The organism is Haloarcula regularis, from assembly GCF_029338315.1.
Taxonomy (GTDB): domain Archaea; phylum Halobacteriota; class Halobacteria; order Halobacteriales; family Haloarculaceae; genus Haloarcula; species Haloarcula regularis.
On record NZ_CP119794.1, the window covers coordinates 3,250,073 to 3,267,956 of the forward strand.

Below are 17,884 nucleotides of genomic sequence, written 5' to 3' on the forward strand. Positions count from 1 at the left end.
GGTGTCGGCCAGCTCCTGCCAGCAGCTATATACATTCCCAGCCCCAGGTGGAGGCAGAACGTGGAGCGACCTACGCACGCATCCAGCCCGGGGCCGGTCTTGGTCGTCCAGTCCGACGGCCGCATCGACTACGTGAACACCGCGGCGCGACTCCTCCTGGGTGCGCCCGCTCGCGACGCCCTCGTCGGCGAGTCTGTCCTCGAATACGTCGCGGCGGCGTACCGGGACCCGTTGCGCGACCAGTTCGACCGACTCTCGCGAGGTGCGGCGTCGGCCGTCGGGCTGACGCTCACGCTGGACGACCCCGCTCGCGGTCCCTGCGAGCTCGTCGTGTTGAACTCGACCGTCGAGTGGGACGGCGACGAGCGGATCGAGATGCTGGTGTTCGATACGGACGAGCACCTCCCGACGGGCCTCCCGAAACGGGTGATGGACGCCACGCCGGTGGGAATCTCGATCGCAGACGCCGACCGGGACGACGAACCGCTCATCTACGTCAACGACGGATTCTGCGAGCTGACCGGGTATCCCCGCGAGGAGGTGCTCGGTCGCAACTGCCGGTTCCTCCAGGGCGAGAGGACTGACGAAACGACGGTCGCAGACATCAGGGACGCCATCGACGCCGAGGTACCGGTCACGGCCGAACTGCGGAATTACCGGAAGGACGGGTCGATGTTCTGGAACCGACTCACGATAACCCCGGTCGAAGCTCCGGACGGGACCGTCACGCACTACTTCGGCTTCCAGGAGGACGTCTCGGACCGGCGGGCCTTCGAACAGGAGAAGCGCCTGTTCGAGATGCAGGCCGAGGCGCTCAACAAGGCGATTCTCATCACGGACACGGACGGCACGATCGAATACGTGAATGCGGCGTTCGAGCGAACGACCGGCTACGACGCCGAGGAGGCACTCGGCGAGACTCCCCGGATTCTGAAGTCGGGCCACCAGGACGAGGACTTCTACCGGGACCTGTGGGAGACCATCACGGCCGGTGAGATCTGGGAGGCCGAGATAACGAACCGACGGAAGTCGGGCGAGCTGTACCGGTCGACACAGAAGATCATCCCGGTGACGGACGCCGACGGGGAGATAACCGACTTCGTCGCCATCGAGGAAGACATCACGGACGCCCAGTTCATCGAGCAGGTGCTGCACGTGATGGACCGCGTGCTGCGACACAACGTCCGGAACTCGGTCACCGCGATTCACGGCTTCACGGACCTGCTCGAAGGTGAACTGGACGACGAGGAACACCGCGCCGCGGTGGGGTCGATACGGGAACACACCGAGAAACTGGCCAAGCTGAGCGACGAGACCCGGACCATCCGGGAACTGTTCCGACGACGGCACGCCGAACACTCGCTCGCGGTGGCCGCGGTCGAGGGCTTCGTCGACACGCGACGCGAGATGCACCCCGGGGCCGTCATCGAGTTCTCCATGGACGCCGACGACGAGACGGTGGTCCAGAACGGCAGTCTGTTGCAGCTCGCCATCGACGAGGCGATCGAAAACGCCATCGTCCACCACGACGGCGAGACGCCACGCCTCGCGGTGGCCGTCGAAGAAGCCGACGATGGTGAGGCGATAACCATCGAGGTCGCCGACACCGGCCCCGGGATTCCCGACGAGGAGTGGGATGTCATCATGTCCGGTGAAGAGACGTCGCTCCAGCACGGGACGGGCATCGGCCTCTGGCTCATGTACTGGGCAGTCACCGCGCTGGGCGGCACGATGCGACGGGCCGAGAACGACCCGCGAGGGACTGTCCTCACGTACCACGTCCCGCTCGTCGCGGGCGCCCCGGTCGACGAGTGGAACCCGACCGAGTGAGTCGGGCCGCGCGGCTGTCGCGACGGCCCAGATCGGCCGGCGGAGCCCTCGTTCTCTAAACCGTGCCCCGCACTTCGAAACCCACAAGCGACCCCCCGGCCAACCCCGGTCCAATGGAACTACCCGACCGGTATCGGCCCATCGTCGACGATTTCGAGGCGTTCCGCGCGGCCTGCGAACGCCCGCTCCCGTCGGTGGTCAGAGTCAACACGATCAAGGCCAGCGTCGCGGACGTTCGGGCGGCACTCGACGAGGCCGACATCGCCGCCGAGCCCGTCGACTGGAACGAGCGGGTGCTCGTCCTGCCCGATGCCCCGCCGGGGAACAACTGGCCGTACTTCCACGGCTGGATCCACGGGCAAGAGGAGGTGTCCGCCGTCCCCGCGACCGTACTCGATCCACAGCCCGGCGAACGCGTCTGGGACGCCTGTGCCGCGCCGGGGAGCAAGACGACCCAGGTGGCCGCGCTGATGGACGACAGGGGGGCGGTGGTCGCAACCGACAACAACCTCGGCCGTATCTCGGCGCTGCGCTCGAACAGCGAACGGCTTGGCGCGACCAGCGTCGCCGTCACCCACGAGGACGCCCGGAACCACTCGGTAAAGCCCTTCGGCGGCGCGACCTACGACCGCGCGCTGGTCGACGTGCCCTGCTCCTGTGAGGGGACCATCCGGAAGAACCCCGACGCATTCGACGACTGGTCGCTCTCGCACGTCGAGGGCGTCGCCGGCGTCCAGAAGGGTATCCTCGCCCGTGCGGTGCAGGCCACCGACCCCGGCGGCACCGTCGTCTACTCGACGTGTACGTTCGCGCCGGAGGAGAACGAAGCCGTCCTCGACCACGTGCTCGCTGCGGAGGACTGCGAACTCGTCGACTACGACCTCCCGCTGACCCACCGCCCGGGCGTCACCGAGTGGCAGGGTGAGGAGTTCGACCCGAGCGTCCGGACTGCCAAGCGCATCTACCCGCACCACAACGACACGGGCGGGTTCTTCTGTGCGAAACTGGAGGTGACGGGATGAGCAACGACAGCACGAAGTTCACGCGATTGCCCGCCACGGCGGCCGAGCGCGAAGAGGAGGGCCGAGCGACTCGCGAGGCGGTCCTCGAGTTCTGGGAGGAGCGCTTCGGGGTTCCGCCCGAGACGTTCGACGACCACACGTTCTGGGAGCGCGGCGCGGGCAAACTCTGGGTCTACCGGGGCACCCCGCCATCGCCGGTGGACGTCGAGGGCCTGGGGATGACGTTCCTCAGGACCCGTCAGGAACACTGGAAGCCGACGCTGGAGGCCGTCCAGCGCTTCGGCGAGCACGCGACGAAGAACGTCATCCACCTCGAGGAGAGTGAGGCCCGCGCGTTCGTCGCCGGTCACGGGCAGGAACTCGACTGGGACGGCGACTGGGGCTATCTGATCGTCACTCACGACCTCGCCGGCCGGCGCGAACCGGTCGGTGTGGGACTGTACGTCTACGGGGAACTGCGCTCACAGGTCCCGAAAGGGCGGCGGCGGGACCTGGACGACTGACCGCCGCGGGTCCGGTCGCTTACTGGTCGTGGTGGACGGGGAAGGCGATCTCCACCGTCGTCTTGTACTCCGTAATCTGCCCATCTTCGACGTTGGCCGTCCAGTCCTCGACCTCGATACCGTGGATGTCCGTGACCGACTCGCGGGCCTGTGCGACGGCCTCGTGGGCCGCGTCTTCCCAGGATTCTGTCGACGTGCCGAGCACTTTGATGATCTTCACTGCCGTCATGGCACACACGTGTTCGCTCGCCGGCGACAAAGCCATGCACCGCCTATCCCCAGTCGTTCTCAGGTAGGGCCGGCCAGCTCCGAGAGCGCCGTGTCGCTTACCGCCGAGTAGGGTCGCAGTCCGACGGTTTACCCCGGCGGCCCACGCTCCCTGGGAGCTATCGTCCCGCCGGACAGTCCCTCCCACTCGACGCGGTAACCGAGTCTCGCGAGGACGGCGCTGTCGTCCTCGATACCGTACTCGTCGAAGACGTCCTCGACCGTCCCGTAGGCCATCCCCACCTCGATTTCGTCGGCGAGTCCGTCCAGCACCGACGGGCGGACGAGCGTCCGGCCCACGCGCTCGTGCTCGGGGAACGACTTGTCCTCGACGGCGTCCTCACTGACGCCGTACTCGCTGGCCAGCGTCGCGAGTGAGACCACGTCGGCCGCGGGCCGGAGTTCGTCGGGGAGGGCCGCCGCGCTCGCCGCGACGAGGTCCGACTCGTAGGGCCGCAGTGCGTCCCGAACGTCCTTGACCCGGACCCGTTTCGTGTATGGGATCGCGCGATGGTCCAGCGACTCGATGGCCTCGCCGACACCCAGCGAGTCGTCGACGGCCACCAGCAGTTCGACGTCCTCCAGGTCCGCGAGCCGGGACAGTTTCTTCTCGACGTACGCGGGCGTCCAGAACCCCATCACCTCGAAGAAGACCCGGAACTCGGCGTCGGCGGCCCCGGTGTTCTGGACGCCGCCCTCGCCGCCGGGGCGCCACTCGAAGGCGAAGTCGGGGACGACGACGTGTTCGCCGGCCGCCAGCGGCTCCGGCTCGCGGACCAGCGTCCAGTCGAGGCCCAGCGCCTCGAACCGGGCGGCGAAGTCGGCCTCGACGCCGCTGTCGTAGGTCACCTCGGCGACGGGGTCGGTGCCCGGCGGCGTGAGGTCGGCGTCCGAGAGCGTCATGGCCCGTTCGGTCCCTCGGTCGTCGATCGTCGCCTCGAGGTACCACTCTCCCGCCCGCGCGACGGTCCGCAGCAGTCTGGCGAAACGGGTGCCATACCGGCGCGTGTTCGCAAACAGCGCGTCCGGGCCGGTGACGACGACTTCGCGGCCCGCCTCGGTCCGGCGGATCTCGTACATGAGCCGGAGGCGCTTGACCGCCGAAATCAGCCCCTTGGGGTCCGACGAGCGGACGCGAACCTCGGTCGCGTCGAACAGCGCGGTCTGGGCCAGCGAGAGGTTGTACTGCCGGCGCAGCGCCGCCGGCGTCCAGCGGACGTCGACGTCCGCGAGCACCTCCCGGTCCGCCAGGTCGGCGTACAGCGAGGCCTCGACGGCGTCGACGGACACGCCCAGTCTGTCGGCAGCCCGCTCCAGCGCGTCGGCCCGCTCGCCCTCCGTGACGACGCCGACCGCCTCGGCCGCCTCGAAGACCCGTCGACGGACGCGTTCGGGCGGCACCGCCGCCCGCGTCTCGAAGGTTGCCTCCCGCTCGACCAGTTTCGCGAACCCGCGGACGAGTTTGAAGTCCTCGGCGTCGCGTTCGAGGTCCGTGAGCGCCGCCTCGAGGTCGGCCCGCGTCTCGTCGACGTGCCCCTGGTAGACGCCGAGCACGCGGGCGGCCAGGCGGTCGGCCGACTCGTCGACGAACTGCGGGTGGTAGCCACCGCCGGCCCGCGAGACGCGCAGGAGGTCCTTCGTCAGCACGGTCGATGGTGGGTCGCGGCGCTACTAAAGCCCACGCGGTCACTCGTCGTTGCGGGCGCGCCGGCGCCACTCCCGCTCCTGGTGGCGCTCGGCGACGTGACTCGACCCGTCGGCGATGGCGTCGCGGGCCTGGCGCTCGTAGGCCGTGACGTCCGCCAGCAGACCGTCCTCGAAGGTCTCCAGCAGGTCGTAGGTCCACCGCTCGTCGACCGCGCCGCGCGGGAGCAGGTCGGCCCGCAGGTGGTCTGCCAGGTCGTCGTAGCCGCAGGCGCGCAGGACCGGTTCGGCGTCCGCGAGGTGGTCCATCGCGTGCCCCGTCGCGTGGTGGAACTCGATGAGGTTGCCGTGGGCCCGCCGGAGCCACTCGAGGCCGAGTTCGACCGAGTGTAGCGCGTCTACCTCGAACTCGGAGAGACCCGGGGGTGTGTCTGAGGTGCGTGACATACGTCCACGTACGGCACGAGGTGCCATACCTCTTGGCCGACCGACGAGGCCCGTCCCTTTAGGTCGAACTGCTCTGTCGGGAGACGAACGTAACCTCCACGGCGACCTCCTCGCCGTCGAGTGCACGGCTCACCGCCCGTTCGAGTCGGTCGGCGAGGCGCGGATACTGCGCGCCGTCGGGTCGACTGACGGTGACCGTCACTTCGCGGTCCAGGCGGTAGACCGAGACGCCGCCGAACCGGGTGCGGACCGACTGCAACCGCAGGCGCTCGTAGGTCTCGTCCTCGAGCACGTCCTGGACGGCGCCGTTGACCGTCGTCTCGACGTGCATCTGCTCTGCGGTGACCGTCGTGGCACCGACGAACGCCGTTGCGAGGACCAGGACGGCGAGCAGCGTCGGGGCGTGCGTCCGGACGGTCTCGCGGTCGGGCCACCCCTCGCTCCAGGTCGCCGGCCTGAACCCGAGCGCCCAGAGGACGAGGAACCCGGTGAGGTTGACCGCCGCGACGTTCACGAGCAGCAGGATGCCCGCGCCAAGCGCCACGGCCGGGATGTTCCAGGCGATGCCGACGCCGACGGCCGCCGCGGCCGGGATGAGCGCCGCGGCGATCATCACGCCGACCAGCGAGACGGGCAGCGCCGTCGCGAGCCCGATGGCGCCCGCGCCCCCCGCACAGACCCCGACCACCATCGAGAGGAACCCCGGCGAGATGCGCTGGGCGATCTGCTGGACGGTCGTCACGCGCAACTGGCCGGGGACGACCCCGCCGTGGCGGACGAGGAGGCCGAACGCCGCGGCTCCGGCCACGGCCACGCCCAGCCCCAGCACCTGGTCGCGCAGGCCGTCGACGACAAGCGCGCGGTCGTTGAGCGCGGTGCCGACGCTCGCGGTCAGCGCCGACCCGACCTGCGGCGCGATGACCATCGACCCGACGACGATGGCCGGCGAGTCGAGCAGCAGGCCCGCCGTGGCCACCACCGCGCTCAGGACGGTCATCGCGTAGTAGGTGACCGGCCCGGGGCTCATCCCCACCGCACGGCTCCGCAGTTCCTCGTGGGAGATGCGGTCGTCGTGGCGCTCGGCCGCCGCCGACTGGTCCGGAGTGGCCATCTCGGCGCGCGCGACGACCGCGTACCCGTCGCGGTCGATCCCGACGTCGTGGAGCGCCTCGAACACCTCGTCGACGGCCTCGGGCGGCAGCGGGAACTGGACGAGCATCGCCGGGCCGTCGGCGCTTTGCTCCTCTGTCAGGACGTACCTGACGTCGCGGTCCTCGAGGACCGACCGCACGTCCTCGAGTTCGTCGGCAGCGGTGCGGACCTGTATCAGTCGCACAGGCGGGGCCTCCGGGAACTCGTTCGCGTGCTACCGATTGGGCGGCATCGGCGGACCCTGCGCACACGGCGGGTTAATTATCGACAGCCTATACGCGCCGGGGCCGGCCTTACCGCCGGACTGCGGCGCCCTGCCGGCTCACCGGCGTCGCCGTGCCACCCGCTCTTCGGCCGTGGCCTCGGTAACCAGCTCGTACAGGAGCGCGCGGCCGCCGTCGGCCTTCGGGCGGAGGATGCGCCCGAGGCGCTGGGTGAACTCCCGTTCGGAACCGCTCCCCGAGAGGACGACGGCCACGTTGGCGTCCGGGACGTCCACGCCCTCGTCTAAGACGTTCGCCGTCACCACCCGGGAGTAGGTGCCCTCGCGGAAGCGCTCGAGAATCTCACGGCGTTCGCTCGCGCCGGTCTCGTGGGTGATCGCCGGAATCAGGAACCGCTCGGAGAGGCGATAGACGAGGTCGGTGTAGGCCGTAAAGACGATGACGCGGTCCCCGCGGTGGGTGTCGAGGATGTCGGCGAGGCGGTCGACCTTGCGCTGGGCGTTCATCATCACCTCGCGTGCGCGCTGTTTCGCCAGCAGCGCCTCTCGCGCGGCGGGATCCCGGCCCGAGCGCTTTACGAGTTCCTGGTAGTCGCTGCCCGACCGGAGTTCGATGCCCGAGCGGGCCAGATAGTCGGTGAACGTCCCCTGATGCTCGTCGTATCGCTCGCGCTCGGCGGCGGTGAGCGCGACCTCGATACGCTTGATGTCGTAGTCCGCGAGGTGCTCGCCCGCCAGATCGTCGACGTCGACGCGGTGGACCAGCGGCCCGACCAGGTCCGCGACCACCTCGTGGGCCCCGTCGGGCCGCTCGAAGGTGGCCGTGAGCCCCATCCGGGCCGGCGCGGCCAGCAGTCGCGCGATGTCCCGGTACCCCTCGCCCCCGAGGTGGTGCACCTCGTCGAAGACGACGAGCCCGAACCGGTCGCCCAGTTCGTCCGCCCGGAGGTACGCCGAGTCGTACGTCGAGACGGTGACCGACTCGACGCGCTGCTGCCCCCCGCCCAGGCGGCCGACGGGCCGGCCGAACTCCCGTTCGAGTTCGCGCTGCCACTGCTCTAACAGGTCGATGGTGGGCACGACGACCAGCGTGGGCGCCCCCAGCGCGACCATCGCGGCGATACCGATGACCGTCTTCCCACTCCCGGTCGGCAGTTCGAGACAGCCACGGTCGCCGGCCGATCGCCAGGCCGAGAGCGCCGTCTCCTGGTAGGTACGCAGATCGTAGGTCGTCGACAGGTCCAGTGATGGGATCTCGAGGACGCGGTCCTCGCACTCGATGCCCCGCTCGTCGAGTGCGGTGCGAAGCGCCGCGTACTGGTAGGCTGGCGCACGAGCAGTCTCCGAACGGGCGTCGTACTCGACACCGGGGAGGCCCGCCGGCGGGTCGCCGGAGAGGCGTATCGTGCCGTCCTCGAACGAGAGCGTCAGCACGGCTTCGGGTTCGCCGCTGTGCCGGATAACGTTTTCCGCCCGGAATCGACTGGCTGCAACGTGTCGGTTGGTCGTCGTCGAGTGGCACGTATCCGAAGCCAGTGGGCCGCTATCGGGAAATCGGCCTTTTTGGGGCGCTCGTGCAAAGGGGCCGACAGTTCCGGTGCTCGCCGTCTGCCCGGACGACCCGCCCCATCCCATGACCGCGCGTCTCACCTTACTCCTGTGTCTGTTCGCCGTCGCCCTCGTCGCGTGCGTGACCGCCTCGAGTGCGGCGGCGACGGTCGCCGCCCCGTCCGACCACGCCTTCGAGTCCGAGCTCGACGTCACCCACGTTGCCCCGTCGACCGGCGACGCCTCGGGCGACAGGCTCCCCCCGCCGTCATCCTCGGACCCGGGCGGCACCGACGGGGCCCCGTCGCCGATAGACCGTGCTATCGCGACGTCGGCGGAGGTGACCACCGCGCTCACGGCCGACGGCGCGTCGATACTGGACGTGGTCGGCGTCACCCCGCTGGTGGCCGGCTACAGCCGGTTCGAGGACCCCGACCCGCTGGCTCACGAGACGCGCGAGTCGATATACAGCACCGTGCGTGACGAGCCGGGCATCTACGTCGCGCGGCTCGCGCGGGTCACCGACACGCCGGTCTCGACGGTCCGGTACCACACCCGCGTGCTGGTCGACGCGGGCCTGCTCGAGCGCCTGCCCGACAGCAGCCGGAACCGCCTCGTGCCGGCGGACGTGGACACCGAGGCCGTGGTCACCGTCGACGGGACCCGCCGTGACCTCCTCTGGGCGCTTCGGGAACACGGGCCGGCGACGGGGAGTGACCTCGCTGGTCGGCTCGGCCTGAGCAAGAGCACCGTCTCCTATCACCTTGAGCGACTCGAGTCCGACGGACTAATCGAGCGTGACCAGTCGGGCCGGACGGTGACCAACGACGTCACGCCCACGGCGACGGCCGTGCTCGGGGCCGTCGCGGAGGACTGACCCGACCGTTCGAGAGGTCCGCCAGAACCACTTTTGTACCAAGGACCGTCGTCTCGAGTGCCATGTCCGGCACCAAGCCGCCCTCGGGCAGCGCGAGTGACAGGCTCGACCGCCTCCAGACCACTCCCCGCAGGCGCTTCGTCCTCTCGTATCTCACGACCAGACGGCGGGCCGTCACCGTCGAAGAACTGGTGACGGCACTGGACGCGTGGGAACGCGTCCACCGCGACACCGACACCTCCCGGGAGCAACACCGGGTCGGCCTCCGACAGGTCCACCTCCCCGTCATCGACGAGGCCGACCTGGTCTCGTTCGACAGCGACGCCGATCTCGTGGACCTGTCGGTCGATCCCGACCGGTTGTCCTCGCTGTTCGACGCGCCGGCGCACGCGAACCCGCCGGCGGAATCGAACGGCGCCATCTGAAGCTGCTCTCCGACGGTGCGACCGGAGCGGATTTCTGAATCCTTTTATCCGCGAGCGGACTTCGTTCGTGTATGACCGAACAGGACGCCGCCGACGAGTCGGCCGCGACGGAGAGCGAGCGGACAGTCGACGACGTCGACATCGAGGAGGCCCCCGAGGACGTGGACGTGAGCGAGGTCGACATCGATGGGGAGGACGACGCCGCGTCCGGGACGCCCGACGAGGCGCTGGTCGAACGCGTCGCCGAGTCCGACCCCGAGGGCATCGCGAGCGAACTCGCCGCGCTCCGGGCCCGGACCGAGACGCTGAAGGACGAAGTCGCCGACAGCGAGGCCGAAATCGAGGAACTCGAGTCGAAGCTCAAGCGCAAGCAGGCCGACTTCCAGAACTTCAAAAAGCGGATGGAGAAGCGCCGGGAGGAGGAGAAACAGCGGGCCACCGAAGACCTGGTGACCCGGCTGTTCGACGTCCGGGACAACCTCAAGCGCGCCCTCGACCAGGACGAAGACGCCGACATCCGCGACGGCGTCGAGGCGACGCTGCGCCAACTGGACGACGTCCTCGACGCCGAGGGGGTCGAGGTCATCGACCCAGACCCCGGCAGCGACGTCGACCCCACCCAGCACCAGGTGCTCGCCAAGGTCGACAGCGACGAGGATCCCGGCTCCATCGCCGACGTCCACCGGCCCGGCTACGAGATGGGCGAGAAGGTACTCCGCGAGGCGCAGGTTACCGTCAGCGAAGAGTAGCGAGGGTCCGACCGAAGGGAGGACCCTCGGAATTGCGAGCGGGGAGCGAAGCGACCCGCGAGCAGTGGGACAGGAATGGCGGAGTCTCGACCGAAGGGAGGACCCTCGGAATTGCGAGCGGGGAGCGAAGCGACCCGCGAGCAGTGGGACAGGAATGGCGGAGTCTCGACCGAAGGGAGGACCCTCGGAATTGCGAGACACACGAACGGCGTCGCGGTCTCCGACGCGACGCCCCGCCGACCGCTCGTGTTGCGGTACGTGTTATAGGTGCTGATTGCTCTCGCCGGAGTCCTCACAAACCGCCGGAAGGGAGTCCCTCCGTCCGGTTCCCGTCTCGGCCCATCTAGCAACTTTTAACCGGCGCAATCCGGTAAGAGTCGGTAAGATGACGAGCAACAAGATCCTGGGTATCGACCTCGGGACGACGAACAGCGCCTTTGCGGTCATGGAGGGTGGCGACCCGGAAATCATCGTCAACGGCGAGGGTGACCGGACGACGCCCTCGGTCGTCGCCTTCGACGACGGCGAGCGCCTCGTCGGCAAGCCCGCCAAGAACCAGGCGGTCAAGAACCCCGACCACACCATCCAGTCGATCAAGCGCCACATGGGCGAGGACGACTACACCGTCACGCTCGACGGTGAGGAGTACACGCCCGAGCAGGTCTCGGCGATGATCCTCCAGAAGATCAAGCGCGACGCCGAGGAGTACCTGGGCGACGACGTCGAGAAGGCCGTAATCACCGTCCCGGCGTACTTCAACGACCGTCAGCGCCAGGCGACCAAGGACGCCGGCGAGATAGCCGGCTTCGAGGTCGAGCGCATCGTCAACGAGCCGACCGCGGCCGCGATGGCCTACGGGCTCGACGACGAGTCCGACCAGACCGTGCTCGTCTACGACCTCGGCGGGGGCACCTTCGACGTCTCCATCCTCGATCTGGGCGGCGGCGTCTACGAGGTCGTCGCCACGAACGGGGACAACAGCCTCGGCGGCGACGACTGGGACGAGGCCATCATCGACTACCTCGCCGACGAGTTCGCGGCCGAACACGGCATCGACCTGCGCGACGACCGCCAGGCCCTCCAGCGCCTGACCGAGGCTGCCGAGGAGGCGAAGATCGAGCTCTCCTCGCGCAAGGAGACCCGCATCAACCTCCCCTTCATCGCGACGACCGACGACGGCCCCCTCGACCTCGAGGAGAAGCTCACCCGCGCCAAGTTCGAGTCGCTGACCGAGGACCTCATCGACCGCACCGTCGGCCCGACGGAGCAGGCCCTCTCGGACGCCGGCTACGACAAGGGCGACATCGACGAGGTCATCCTCGTCGGCGGGTCCACGCGGATGCCCCAGGTCCAGGAGAAAGTCGAGGAGATGACCGGCCAGGCGCCCCAGAAGAACGTCAACCCCGACGAGGCCGTCGCGCTGGGCGCGGCCATTCAGGGCGGCGTCCTCTCGGGCGACGTCGACGACATAGTCCTGCTGGACGTCACCCCGCTCTCGCTGGGTGTCGAGGTCAAGGGCGGTCTCTTCGAGCGCCTCATCGACAAGAACACCACGATTCCCACGGAGGAATCGAAGATATTCACGACCGCCCAGGACAACCAGACGCAGGTCCAGATCCGCGTCTTCCAGGGCGAGCGTGAGATCGCCGAGGAGAACGAACTGCTCGGTGCCTTCGCCCTGTCGGGCATCCCGCCGGCCCCCGCCGGCACCCCGCAGATCGAGGTCTCGTTCAACATCGACGAGAACGGCATCGTCAACGTCGAGGCCGAGGACAAGGGCTCTGGCAACAAGGAGGACATCACCATCGAGGGCGGCGCCGGCCTCTCCGACGAGCAGATCGAGCAGATGCAACAGGAGGCCGAGGAGCACGCCGAGGAAGACGAGGAACGCCGCAAGGAGATCGAGGCCCGCAACGAGGCCGAGGCCTCCGTCCGCCGCGCCGAGACCCTCTTAGAGGAGAACGAGGAACAGATCGACGACGACCTGCAGGCGACCATCGAGGAGAAGATCGAGGACGTCGAGGCAGTGCTGGAGGACGAGGACGCCGACAGAGAGGACTACGAGGAGGTCACCGAGGCCCTCTCCGAGGAACTCCAGGAGATCGGCAAGGCGATGTACGAGGAGCAGGCCCAGCAGGCCGCCGGCGGCGCAGCGGGTGCCGGTCCGGGCGGTGCGGCGGGCGCTGGTCCGGGCGGCGCAGCAGGTGCCGGCGCCGGTCCGGGCGGCGCTGCGGGCGCCGGCCAGGAAGGCGAGTACGTCGACGCCGACTTCGAGGACGTCGACGACGAGACCGACGAGGAGTAAGGCGAGCCGAGTCGCCGTTCGCTATCCAACTGCACTTTTAACGGCCGCAACAACTGGAGAGTCCGTCCGAAGTTCGACGCTTATTCGGGTGGGAGCAGGACGCCGTTGATGATGTGGATTACGCCGTTCGAGGCCTCGAGGTTTACACCGCCGGGCGCTTGAATCGTAGCCTGTCCGTCGTTGAGGTCCGTCCCATCGACCATGACGTCGTCGCCGTTGAGCATCCCGATTTTCGGTGCGTTGACCACGATTGCGAGTAGCGTCGCCCCTTAGTCACGTGGTACAGGAGGATGTCCGCGAGGTTTGGGAGGGCCAGTAAGTCGCCCGCGTCTTCGATAGCATCACCGGGTGTGTCGATGAGCGCTTGGAACGCCGCGTCCGTCGGCGCGAACACGGTGTATTGCTTGCCTTTCGCGTCGAGTACGTCGTCGAGTCCCGTCTCTTCGAGGGCCAACTCGAGGATGTCGAAGTCGTCACTCCCGTCGGCGATTTCGAATATCGTCTGGTCACCGCTCGCTCCTTGCCGCTGTCCGTTCCGCGCTGCCGCCGTTCCGACACCAGCTGTGAGTAAGATACCTGCGCCTCCGACCGCTTTCAGTACGTTTCGTCGTTGCATGTCGACCATATTGCACCCGTAACATGTACGTGAGTCTATTAATTCGGCGTACCCTACCGGTTAGGTGGTGTTTGGGGCGCTCTACCCGCCGCTCGGGGGTCGTTTCGCGAACGGCTCGAACTGGTACGCATCTGGAACATAACTCGTGGAGTCCACCTAACGCCGTGTCTCCGTGCAGTTGCCGGGCGCCCGCATCCATCCCCGCCTACGCCTGCCAGAGGGGTCGTTCCAGCATTCGAAGGCGTTATACGCTCAGGCGCGAGTCACGCTGATATGAGCGCCTGGGCGGACTGGAACCACATCGTGAAGATAGACCCCGACAAGACGCTGATCGACGGGGAGACCTACGAGGACGTCGCCGCCACGGGGACCGACGCCATCGAGGTCGGCGGGACGACCGGGATGACCGAGGAGAAGATGGAACGTGTCGTCGAGGCCTGCGGGAAGTACGACATCCCGGTCTACATCGAACCGTCGAATCCCGCGTCGGTGGTCCACAGCGACCGCCACGACGGCTACCTCATCCCGGTCGTGATGAACGCCGGCGACGTCACCTGGATCACCGGGGCCCACAAGGAGTGGATCCGCATCGACGACGAGATCGACTGGTCCCGAACGTTCACCGAGGCGTACATCGTGATGAACCCCGACGCCTCCGTGGCGACCTACACGCAGGCCAACTGTGATCTCGAGGCCGACGAGGTCGCGGCCTACGCCGAGGCCGCCGAACACCTGCTGGGCCAGGAGATCGTCTACGTCGAGTACTCCGGGATGCTCGGGGACACCGCGAAGGTCGCCGCCGCACACGACATCCTCGACGACGCGACGCTGTTCTACGGCGGCGGCATCCACGACTACGACTCGGCCCGGACGATGGCCGAGCACGCCGACACCATCGTCGTCGGCGACCTGGTCCACGACGAGGGCGTCGACGCCGTCCGCGAGACCGTCGAGGCCGCCAACGACGCCAAGGCCGCCACCCCGACCGACTGACGGCGACAGGCTCTTTTTGCCCACGCAGCGCGTACGCGACCTATGACCTCCGTGCAGGCCGTAGTCTTCGACCTCGACGGCACGCTGTGTGAGTCCACACAGGACGGTGCGGTGCTCTACGCCGCCGCCTTCGACGCCGTCGGGATGGACCCGTTCGGCACCGTCGGCGATCTCTGGGCGTCGCTCGACGGCCCGCCGGACACCGCCAACGAACAGTCGTATCTCGCCGCCGGGTTCCGACGGCTCGGCGCGCAGCACGGCCACCGACGGGTCCCGGCAGACGACCTCGCCGCCGGACTGCTCGGGGCCGTCGACCGGAGCGCCGTCGCGTTCCGCGAGGGGGCCGAGACAGCGCTCGAGGCCGCGCTCGCCCACGGGCCGGTCGGTGTGCTGACCAACGGCCCCTCCCACCGTCAGGAGCCGAAGGTCGGGGCCCTGGCGCTCGCCGACCGCGTCGGGACGGTGTGTTACGCCGGCGACCTGGAGCGGCGCAAGCCCCATCCCGAACCGTTCGATCTGGTCTGTGCGGCGCTCGGCGTCGCCCACGAGCGGACGCTGTACGTCGGCGACTCGCTTTCGTACGACGTGGCCGGGGCCCACGCCGCCGGCCTCCAGGCGGCCTGGTGTCCGCAGTCACCCGGCGACGCGAACGGCTACCGACCGGAGTACGTCTTCGACCGCCCCGACGATCTCGTGGCCGTGCTCGACGGCGCGGCGGAGGCCGCGGAGCCGTGACGGGGGTCCCGGAACTGTGACGGGGGCCGGGAGCGCGTGACGGACGTCGAAGCGGTGCTGCACCGAGTCGCGCCGGATCGGTCCCCCGAGTCCCTGGCGCGACCACGCCAGGGCAACTACAAGGAGACCGTCGTCGCTCGATACGCCGAGGGACGGGATCTGGTCGTCCAGCTGTCCGACGACCCGGCGGCGACGCGCGTCGAGGCCGCGCTGTTAGACGCCATCGACGAGCGGACGACCGTTCCGGTCCCGACGCTGGTGGCCCACGGACGACTGGCCGGCCGGGCCTACCTCGTCACCGAGCGCGTCGACGGCGAGGACCTCCACGAGCGGTTCGTCGGCCTCGGCCCGGAACGCCGGCAGGACATCGCCCGGCGGTTCGGCGAGGTCCTGGCCGAACTCCACGAGGCGTTCCCGTTCGAGACGGCCGGGCCGGTGTCCGTCGACGAACGTGGGGCGCTCGACGGGGGTGGACAGAGCGTGGCAGCGGAGTTCAAGGCGTACGCCGAGTCGGCGCTGACGGCGCTGCCCGAGGCGTTCGACGACCTCCGGCCGGCGCTCGCCGCCGCAGTCGACCCGCCGCCAGCGTCCCGCCCGCCGAGATTGTTCCCCTGGGACCTCCGTCCGGGGAACGCGCTGGTCGCCGACGGTCGCCTCGTCGCCGTCCTCGACTGGGGAGCACCCCGGGCGACCGACCCGGCGCTGTCGGTCGCCAAGACCGAACACCTCGTCTGTCGCTGGTACGGGACGGACACGGCCCCGCTCCTTTCGGCGTTCCGGGCGGGATACGACGCTGTTCGGCCACTGCCCGAGGTCCCGGTCGCGTACCGCCTCGTCGCTGTCACTGCGTCCGCTGTCGATGCACAGGGTGTGGTGACCCGGCCCCACTACCCCGAGCGCTCGGGGGCCGACGCGGCCGCGATCCACCGCGACTGGCTGACCGAGTGGCTCGACGGGGACGCAATCGAATAAACGGAGTTTAAGTCCGTCCCGTCAAACGCCACAGTATGGACGACCGCACCTACACAGCGGACGCCGAGCCGGGCGACGAGGTCACCGTCGCCGGCTGGGTCCACGAGATTCGGGACCTGGGTGGCATCGCCTTCCTCATCCTCCGGGACACCACCGGGAAGATCCAGGTCAAGTTCGAGAAAGACGAGATGGACGACGACCTCGTCCAGACCGGGCTTGACGTCCATCGCGAGTCGGTCATCTCCGTGACCGGGGCCGTCGAGGAGGAACCGCGCGCGCCGACGGGCGTCGAGATCACGCCCGAGAGCGTCGAGGTCGTCGCCGAGGCCGACCCCGAGCTCCCGCTCGACCCCTCCGGGAAGGTCGACGCCGAACTGCCGACGCGACTGGACAACCGCACCCTCGACCTCCGCAAGGACGAGGTCAAGGCCATCTTCGAGATCCGTGCCGAAGTGCTGCGCGCGGCACGCGAGGCCTTCCGCGACCTGAACTGCACGGAGATCAACACGCCGAAGATCGTCGCGACGGGGACCGAGGGCGGCACCGAACTGTTCCCCATCACGTACTTCGGCCGCGAGGCGTTCATGAACCAGAGCCCCCAGCTGTTCAAGCAGCTGATGGTCGGCTCCGGCTTAGAGCGGGTCTTCGAGATCGGCCCCATCTTCCGCGCCGAGGAACACAACACGCCCCGGCACCTCAACGAGGCCACCTCCATCGACTTCGAGTCGGCCTTCTACGACCACACCGAGGCGATGGACGCCTGCGAGCACGTCGTCACGGCTGCCTACGAGGGCGTCGCCGAGAACTGCCAGGCCCAGCTCGAGGCGCTGGACCTGGCAGACGAGTTCGAGACCCCCGAGGGCGAGTTCCCGCGGCTGACCTACCAGGAGGCCATCGACCGCATCAACGCCACCGGCGAGCTCGACGAGCCCCTGGTCTGGGGCGACGACCTCTCGACGGAGGCCGAGCACGTCCTCGGCGAGGAGATGGGCGAGCACTACTTCATCGTCGACTGGCCCAGCGAGATCAAGCCGTTCTACATCAAAGACCACGACGACGACGAGGAGGTCTCGACGGGCTTCGACATGATGCACCCGTCGATGGAGCTCGTCTCCGGTGGCCAGCGTGAGCACCGCTACGACCAGCTTGTCGCTGGCTTCGAACAGCAGGGGCTGGACCCCGAGGCCTTCGAGTACTACACCAAGATGTTCAAGTACGGCATGCCGCCACACGCCGGCTGGGGCCTCGGTGGCGAGCGCCTGGTGATGACGATGCTCGGGCTGGGCAACATCCGCGAAGCGGTGTTGTTCCCGCGGGATCGCCAACGATTGAGCCCCTGACGAAATCGTTGGGAGCCAGCGAGACGAGCAACGCGAGTCTCGCAGGACCGACAGCGCCTGTCGCCGTAGGCGGCGGCGTGACCGTCGAGCGGGTGCTCGTCACGAGCGCCAGGGATCGGTATTCGCCCCCGTTTTGCAACCAGTGGCCGATCGTCTTCCGAGACCGTGCTGGATGCGGAGCGTACCTTCAGCGCGGCAGGTCCCCGCACAATGCCACCGAGACGAATCTGGCACTC

General features: G+C 68.7%; 17 protein-coding genes. 11 read left to right on the forward strand and 6 right to left on the reverse strand.

The genetic code is table 11. The features are described from left to right. Window positions 1-60 precede the first annotated feature (60 nt). The 3 genes from P1N55_RS17540 to P1N55_RS17550 all read left to right on the forward strand — a co-directional run bounded on the left by P1N55_RS17540 (window position 61) and on the right by P1N55_RS17550 (window position 3,355). Complete coding sequence (locus tag P1N55_RS17540; RefSeq protein ID WP_276276766.1) at window positions 61-1,830, forward strand: PAS domain-containing protein; 1,770 nt, start codon at window positions 61-63, stop codon at window positions 1,828-1,830. A 113-nt stretch (window positions 1,831-1,943) separates the two neighbouring features. Beyond that, window positions 1,944-2,852, forward strand: coding sequence for an RsmB/NOP family class I SAM-dependent RNA methyltransferase (locus P1N55_RS17545; RefSeq protein ID WP_276276767.1), 909 nt, complete (start codon window positions 1,944-1,946; stop codon window positions 2,850-2,852). Further along, window positions 2,849-3,355: a DUF7122 family protein gene (locus P1N55_RS17550; RefSeq protein ID WP_276276768.1), complete on the forward strand. Its 507-nt coding sequence runs from the start codon at window positions 2,849-2,851 to the stop codon at window positions 3,353-3,355. Before P1N55_RS17545 ends, P1N55_RS17550 begins: the two co-directional genes overlap by 4 nt. A gap of 19 nt (window positions 3,356-3,374) precedes the next feature. On the opposite strand, the gene P1N55_RS17555 is transcribed toward P1N55_RS17550, so the two are convergent. The 5 genes from P1N55_RS17555 to P1N55_RS17575 form a co-directional block, all read right to left on the reverse strand. Then, window positions 3,375-3,584 (reverse strand): dodecin family protein, encoded by a 210-nt coding sequence (locus tag P1N55_RS17555; protein WP_276276769.1) that lies wholly within the window; start codon window positions 3,582-3,584, stop codon window positions 3,375-3,377. Window positions 3,585-3,712: 128 nt separating this feature from the next. Next, the gene (locus P1N55_RS17560; RefSeq protein ID WP_276276770.1) at window positions 3,713-5,269 is read right to left on the reverse strand and encodes a DUF790 family protein; all 1,557 of its coding nucleotides are present in this window, start codon (window positions 5,267-5,269) and stop codon (window positions 3,713-3,715) included. Window positions 5,270-5,308: 39 nt separating this feature from the next. Next, window positions 5,309-5,713 carry a hypothetical protein gene (locus P1N55_RS17565; protein WP_276276771.1) on the reverse strand — a complete coding sequence of 135 codons (405 nt, stop codon included), beginning with the start codon at window positions 5,711-5,713 and terminating at the stop codon, window positions 5,309-5,311. Between the two features lie 58 nt (window positions 5,714-5,771). Beyond that, window positions 5,772-7,049, reverse strand: coding sequence for a TIGR00341 family protein (locus P1N55_RS17570; RefSeq protein ID WP_276276772.1), 1,278 nt, complete (start codon window positions 7,047-7,049; stop codon window positions 5,772-5,774). Between the two features lie 138 nt (window positions 7,050-7,187). Next, window positions 7,188-8,522: a DEAD/DEAH box helicase family protein gene (locus tag P1N55_RS17575; protein WP_276276773.1), complete on the reverse strand. Its 1,335-nt coding sequence runs from the start codon at window positions 8,520-8,522 to the stop codon at window positions 7,188-7,190. Window positions 8,523-8,721: 199 nt separating this feature from the next. On the opposite strand from P1N55_RS17575, the gene P1N55_RS17580 reads away from it, so the two are divergent. The 4 genes from P1N55_RS17580 to dnaK all read left to right on the forward strand — a co-directional run bounded on the left by P1N55_RS17580 (window position 8,722) and on the right by dnaK (window position 12,992). Beyond that, complete coding sequence (locus tag P1N55_RS17580) at window positions 8,722-9,513, forward strand: winged helix-turn-helix transcriptional regulator (protein ID WP_276276774.1); 792 nt, start codon at window positions 8,722-8,724, stop codon at window positions 9,511-9,513. Between the two features lie 62 nt (window positions 9,514-9,575). After that, on the forward strand, window positions 9,576-9,938 hold the full coding sequence (locus P1N55_RS17585) for a DUF7344 domain-containing protein (RefSeq protein ID WP_276276775.1): 363 nt from the start codon (window positions 9,576-9,578) through the stop codon (window positions 9,936-9,938). 71 nt (window positions 9,939-10,009) lie between these two features. Further along, window positions 10,010-10,687 carry a nucleotide exchange factor GrpE gene (gene grpE, locus P1N55_RS17590; protein WP_276276776.1) on the forward strand — a complete coding sequence of 226 codons (678 nt, stop codon included), beginning with the start codon at window positions 10,010-10,012 and terminating at the stop codon, window positions 10,685-10,687. Window positions 10,688-11,072: 385 nt separating this feature from the next. Continuing rightward, on the forward strand, window positions 11,073-12,992 hold the full coding sequence (gene dnaK, locus P1N55_RS17595) for a molecular chaperone DnaK (protein WP_276276777.1): 1,920 nt from the start codon (window positions 11,073-11,075) through the stop codon (window positions 12,990-12,992). 142 nt (window positions 12,993-13,134) lie between these two features. On the opposite strand, the gene P1N55_RS17600 is transcribed toward dnaK, so the two are convergent. Next, on the reverse strand, window positions 13,135-13,617 hold the full coding sequence (locus P1N55_RS17600; protein ID WP_276276778.1) for a fasciclin domain-containing protein: 483 nt from the start codon (window positions 13,615-13,617) through the stop codon (window positions 13,135-13,137). A gap of 264 nt (window positions 13,618-13,881) precedes the next feature. Here P1N55_RS17600 and P1N55_RS17605 point away from each other — a divergent pair, with 264 nt between their 5' ends. Genes P1N55_RS17605 through aspS form a run of 4 tightly spaced genes read left to right on the forward strand, consistent with a single transcriptional unit; the run spans window position 13,882 to window position 17,648 of the window. Next, window positions 13,882-14,601, forward strand: a complete 720-nt coding sequence (locus P1N55_RS17605; protein ID WP_276276779.1) for a phosphoglycerol geranylgeranyltransferase — start codon at window positions 13,882-13,884, stop codon at window positions 14,599-14,601. Between the two features lie 42 nt (window positions 14,602-14,643). Next, on the forward strand, window positions 14,644-15,336 hold the full coding sequence (locus P1N55_RS17610) for an HAD family hydrolase (protein WP_276276780.1): 693 nt from the start codon (window positions 14,644-14,646) through the stop codon (window positions 15,334-15,336). Window positions 15,337-15,390: 54 nt separating this feature from the next. Beyond that, window positions 15,391-16,308: a phosphotransferase family protein gene (locus P1N55_RS17615; protein WP_276276781.1), complete on the forward strand. Its 918-nt coding sequence runs from the start codon at window positions 15,391-15,393 to the stop codon at window positions 16,306-16,308. A gap of 35 nt (window positions 16,309-16,343) precedes the next feature. Then, complete coding sequence (gene aspS, locus P1N55_RS17620) at window positions 16,344-17,648, forward strand: aspartate--tRNA(Asn) ligase (protein ID WP_276276782.1); 1,305 nt, start codon at window positions 16,344-16,346, stop codon at window positions 17,646-17,648. The last annotated feature ends 236 nt before the right edge of the window (window positions 17,649-17,884 follow it).

Bases quoted from the DNA above. Each gene is read 5' to 3' on its own strand.
- P1N55_RS17555 (WP_276276769.1), bottom strand. From the start codon at position 3,584: ATGACGGCAGTGAAGATCATCAAAGTGCTCGGCACGTCGACAGAATCC.
- P1N55_RS17580 (WP_276276774.1), top strand. From the start codon at position 8,722: ATGACCGCGCGTCTCACCTTACTCCTGTGTCTGTTCGCCGTCGCCCTC.
- P1N55_RS17600 (WP_276276778.1), bottom strand. From the start codon at position 13,617: ATGGTCGACATGCAACGACGAAACGTACTGAAAGCGGTCGGAGGCGCA.
- P1N55_RS17565 (WP_276276771.1), bottom strand. From the start codon at position 5,713: ATGTCACGCACCTCAGACACACCCCCGGGTCTCTCCGAGTTCGAGGTA.
- P1N55_RS17550 (WP_276276768.1), top strand. From the start codon at position 2,849: ATGAGCAACGACAGCACGAAGTTCACGCGATTGCCCGCCACGGCGGCC.
- aspS (WP_276276782.1), top strand. From the start codon at position 16,344: ATGGACGACCGCACCTACACAGCGGACGCCGAGCCGGGCGACGAGGTC.
- P1N55_RS17585 (WP_276276775.1), top strand. From the start codon at position 9,576: ATGTCCGGCACCAAGCCGCCCTCGGGCAGCGCGAGTGACAGGCTCGAC.
- dnaK (WP_276276777.1), top strand. From the start codon at position 11,073: ATGACGAGCAACAAGATCCTGGGTATCGACCTCGGGACGACGAACAGC.
- grpE (WP_276276776.1), top strand. From the start codon at position 10,010: ATGACCGAACAGGACGCCGCCGACGAGTCGGCCGCGACGGAGAGCGAG.
- P1N55_RS17605 (WP_276276779.1), top strand. From the start codon at position 13,882: ATGAGCGCCTGGGCGGACTGGAACCACATCGTGAAGATAGACCCCGAC.
- P1N55_RS17545 (WP_276276767.1), top strand. From the start codon at position 1,944: ATGGAACTACCCGACCGGTATCGGCCCATCGTCGACGATTTCGAGGCG.
- P1N55_RS17610 (WP_276276780.1), top strand. From the start codon at position 14,644: ATGACCTCCGTGCAGGCCGTAGTCTTCGACCTCGACGGCACGCTGTGT.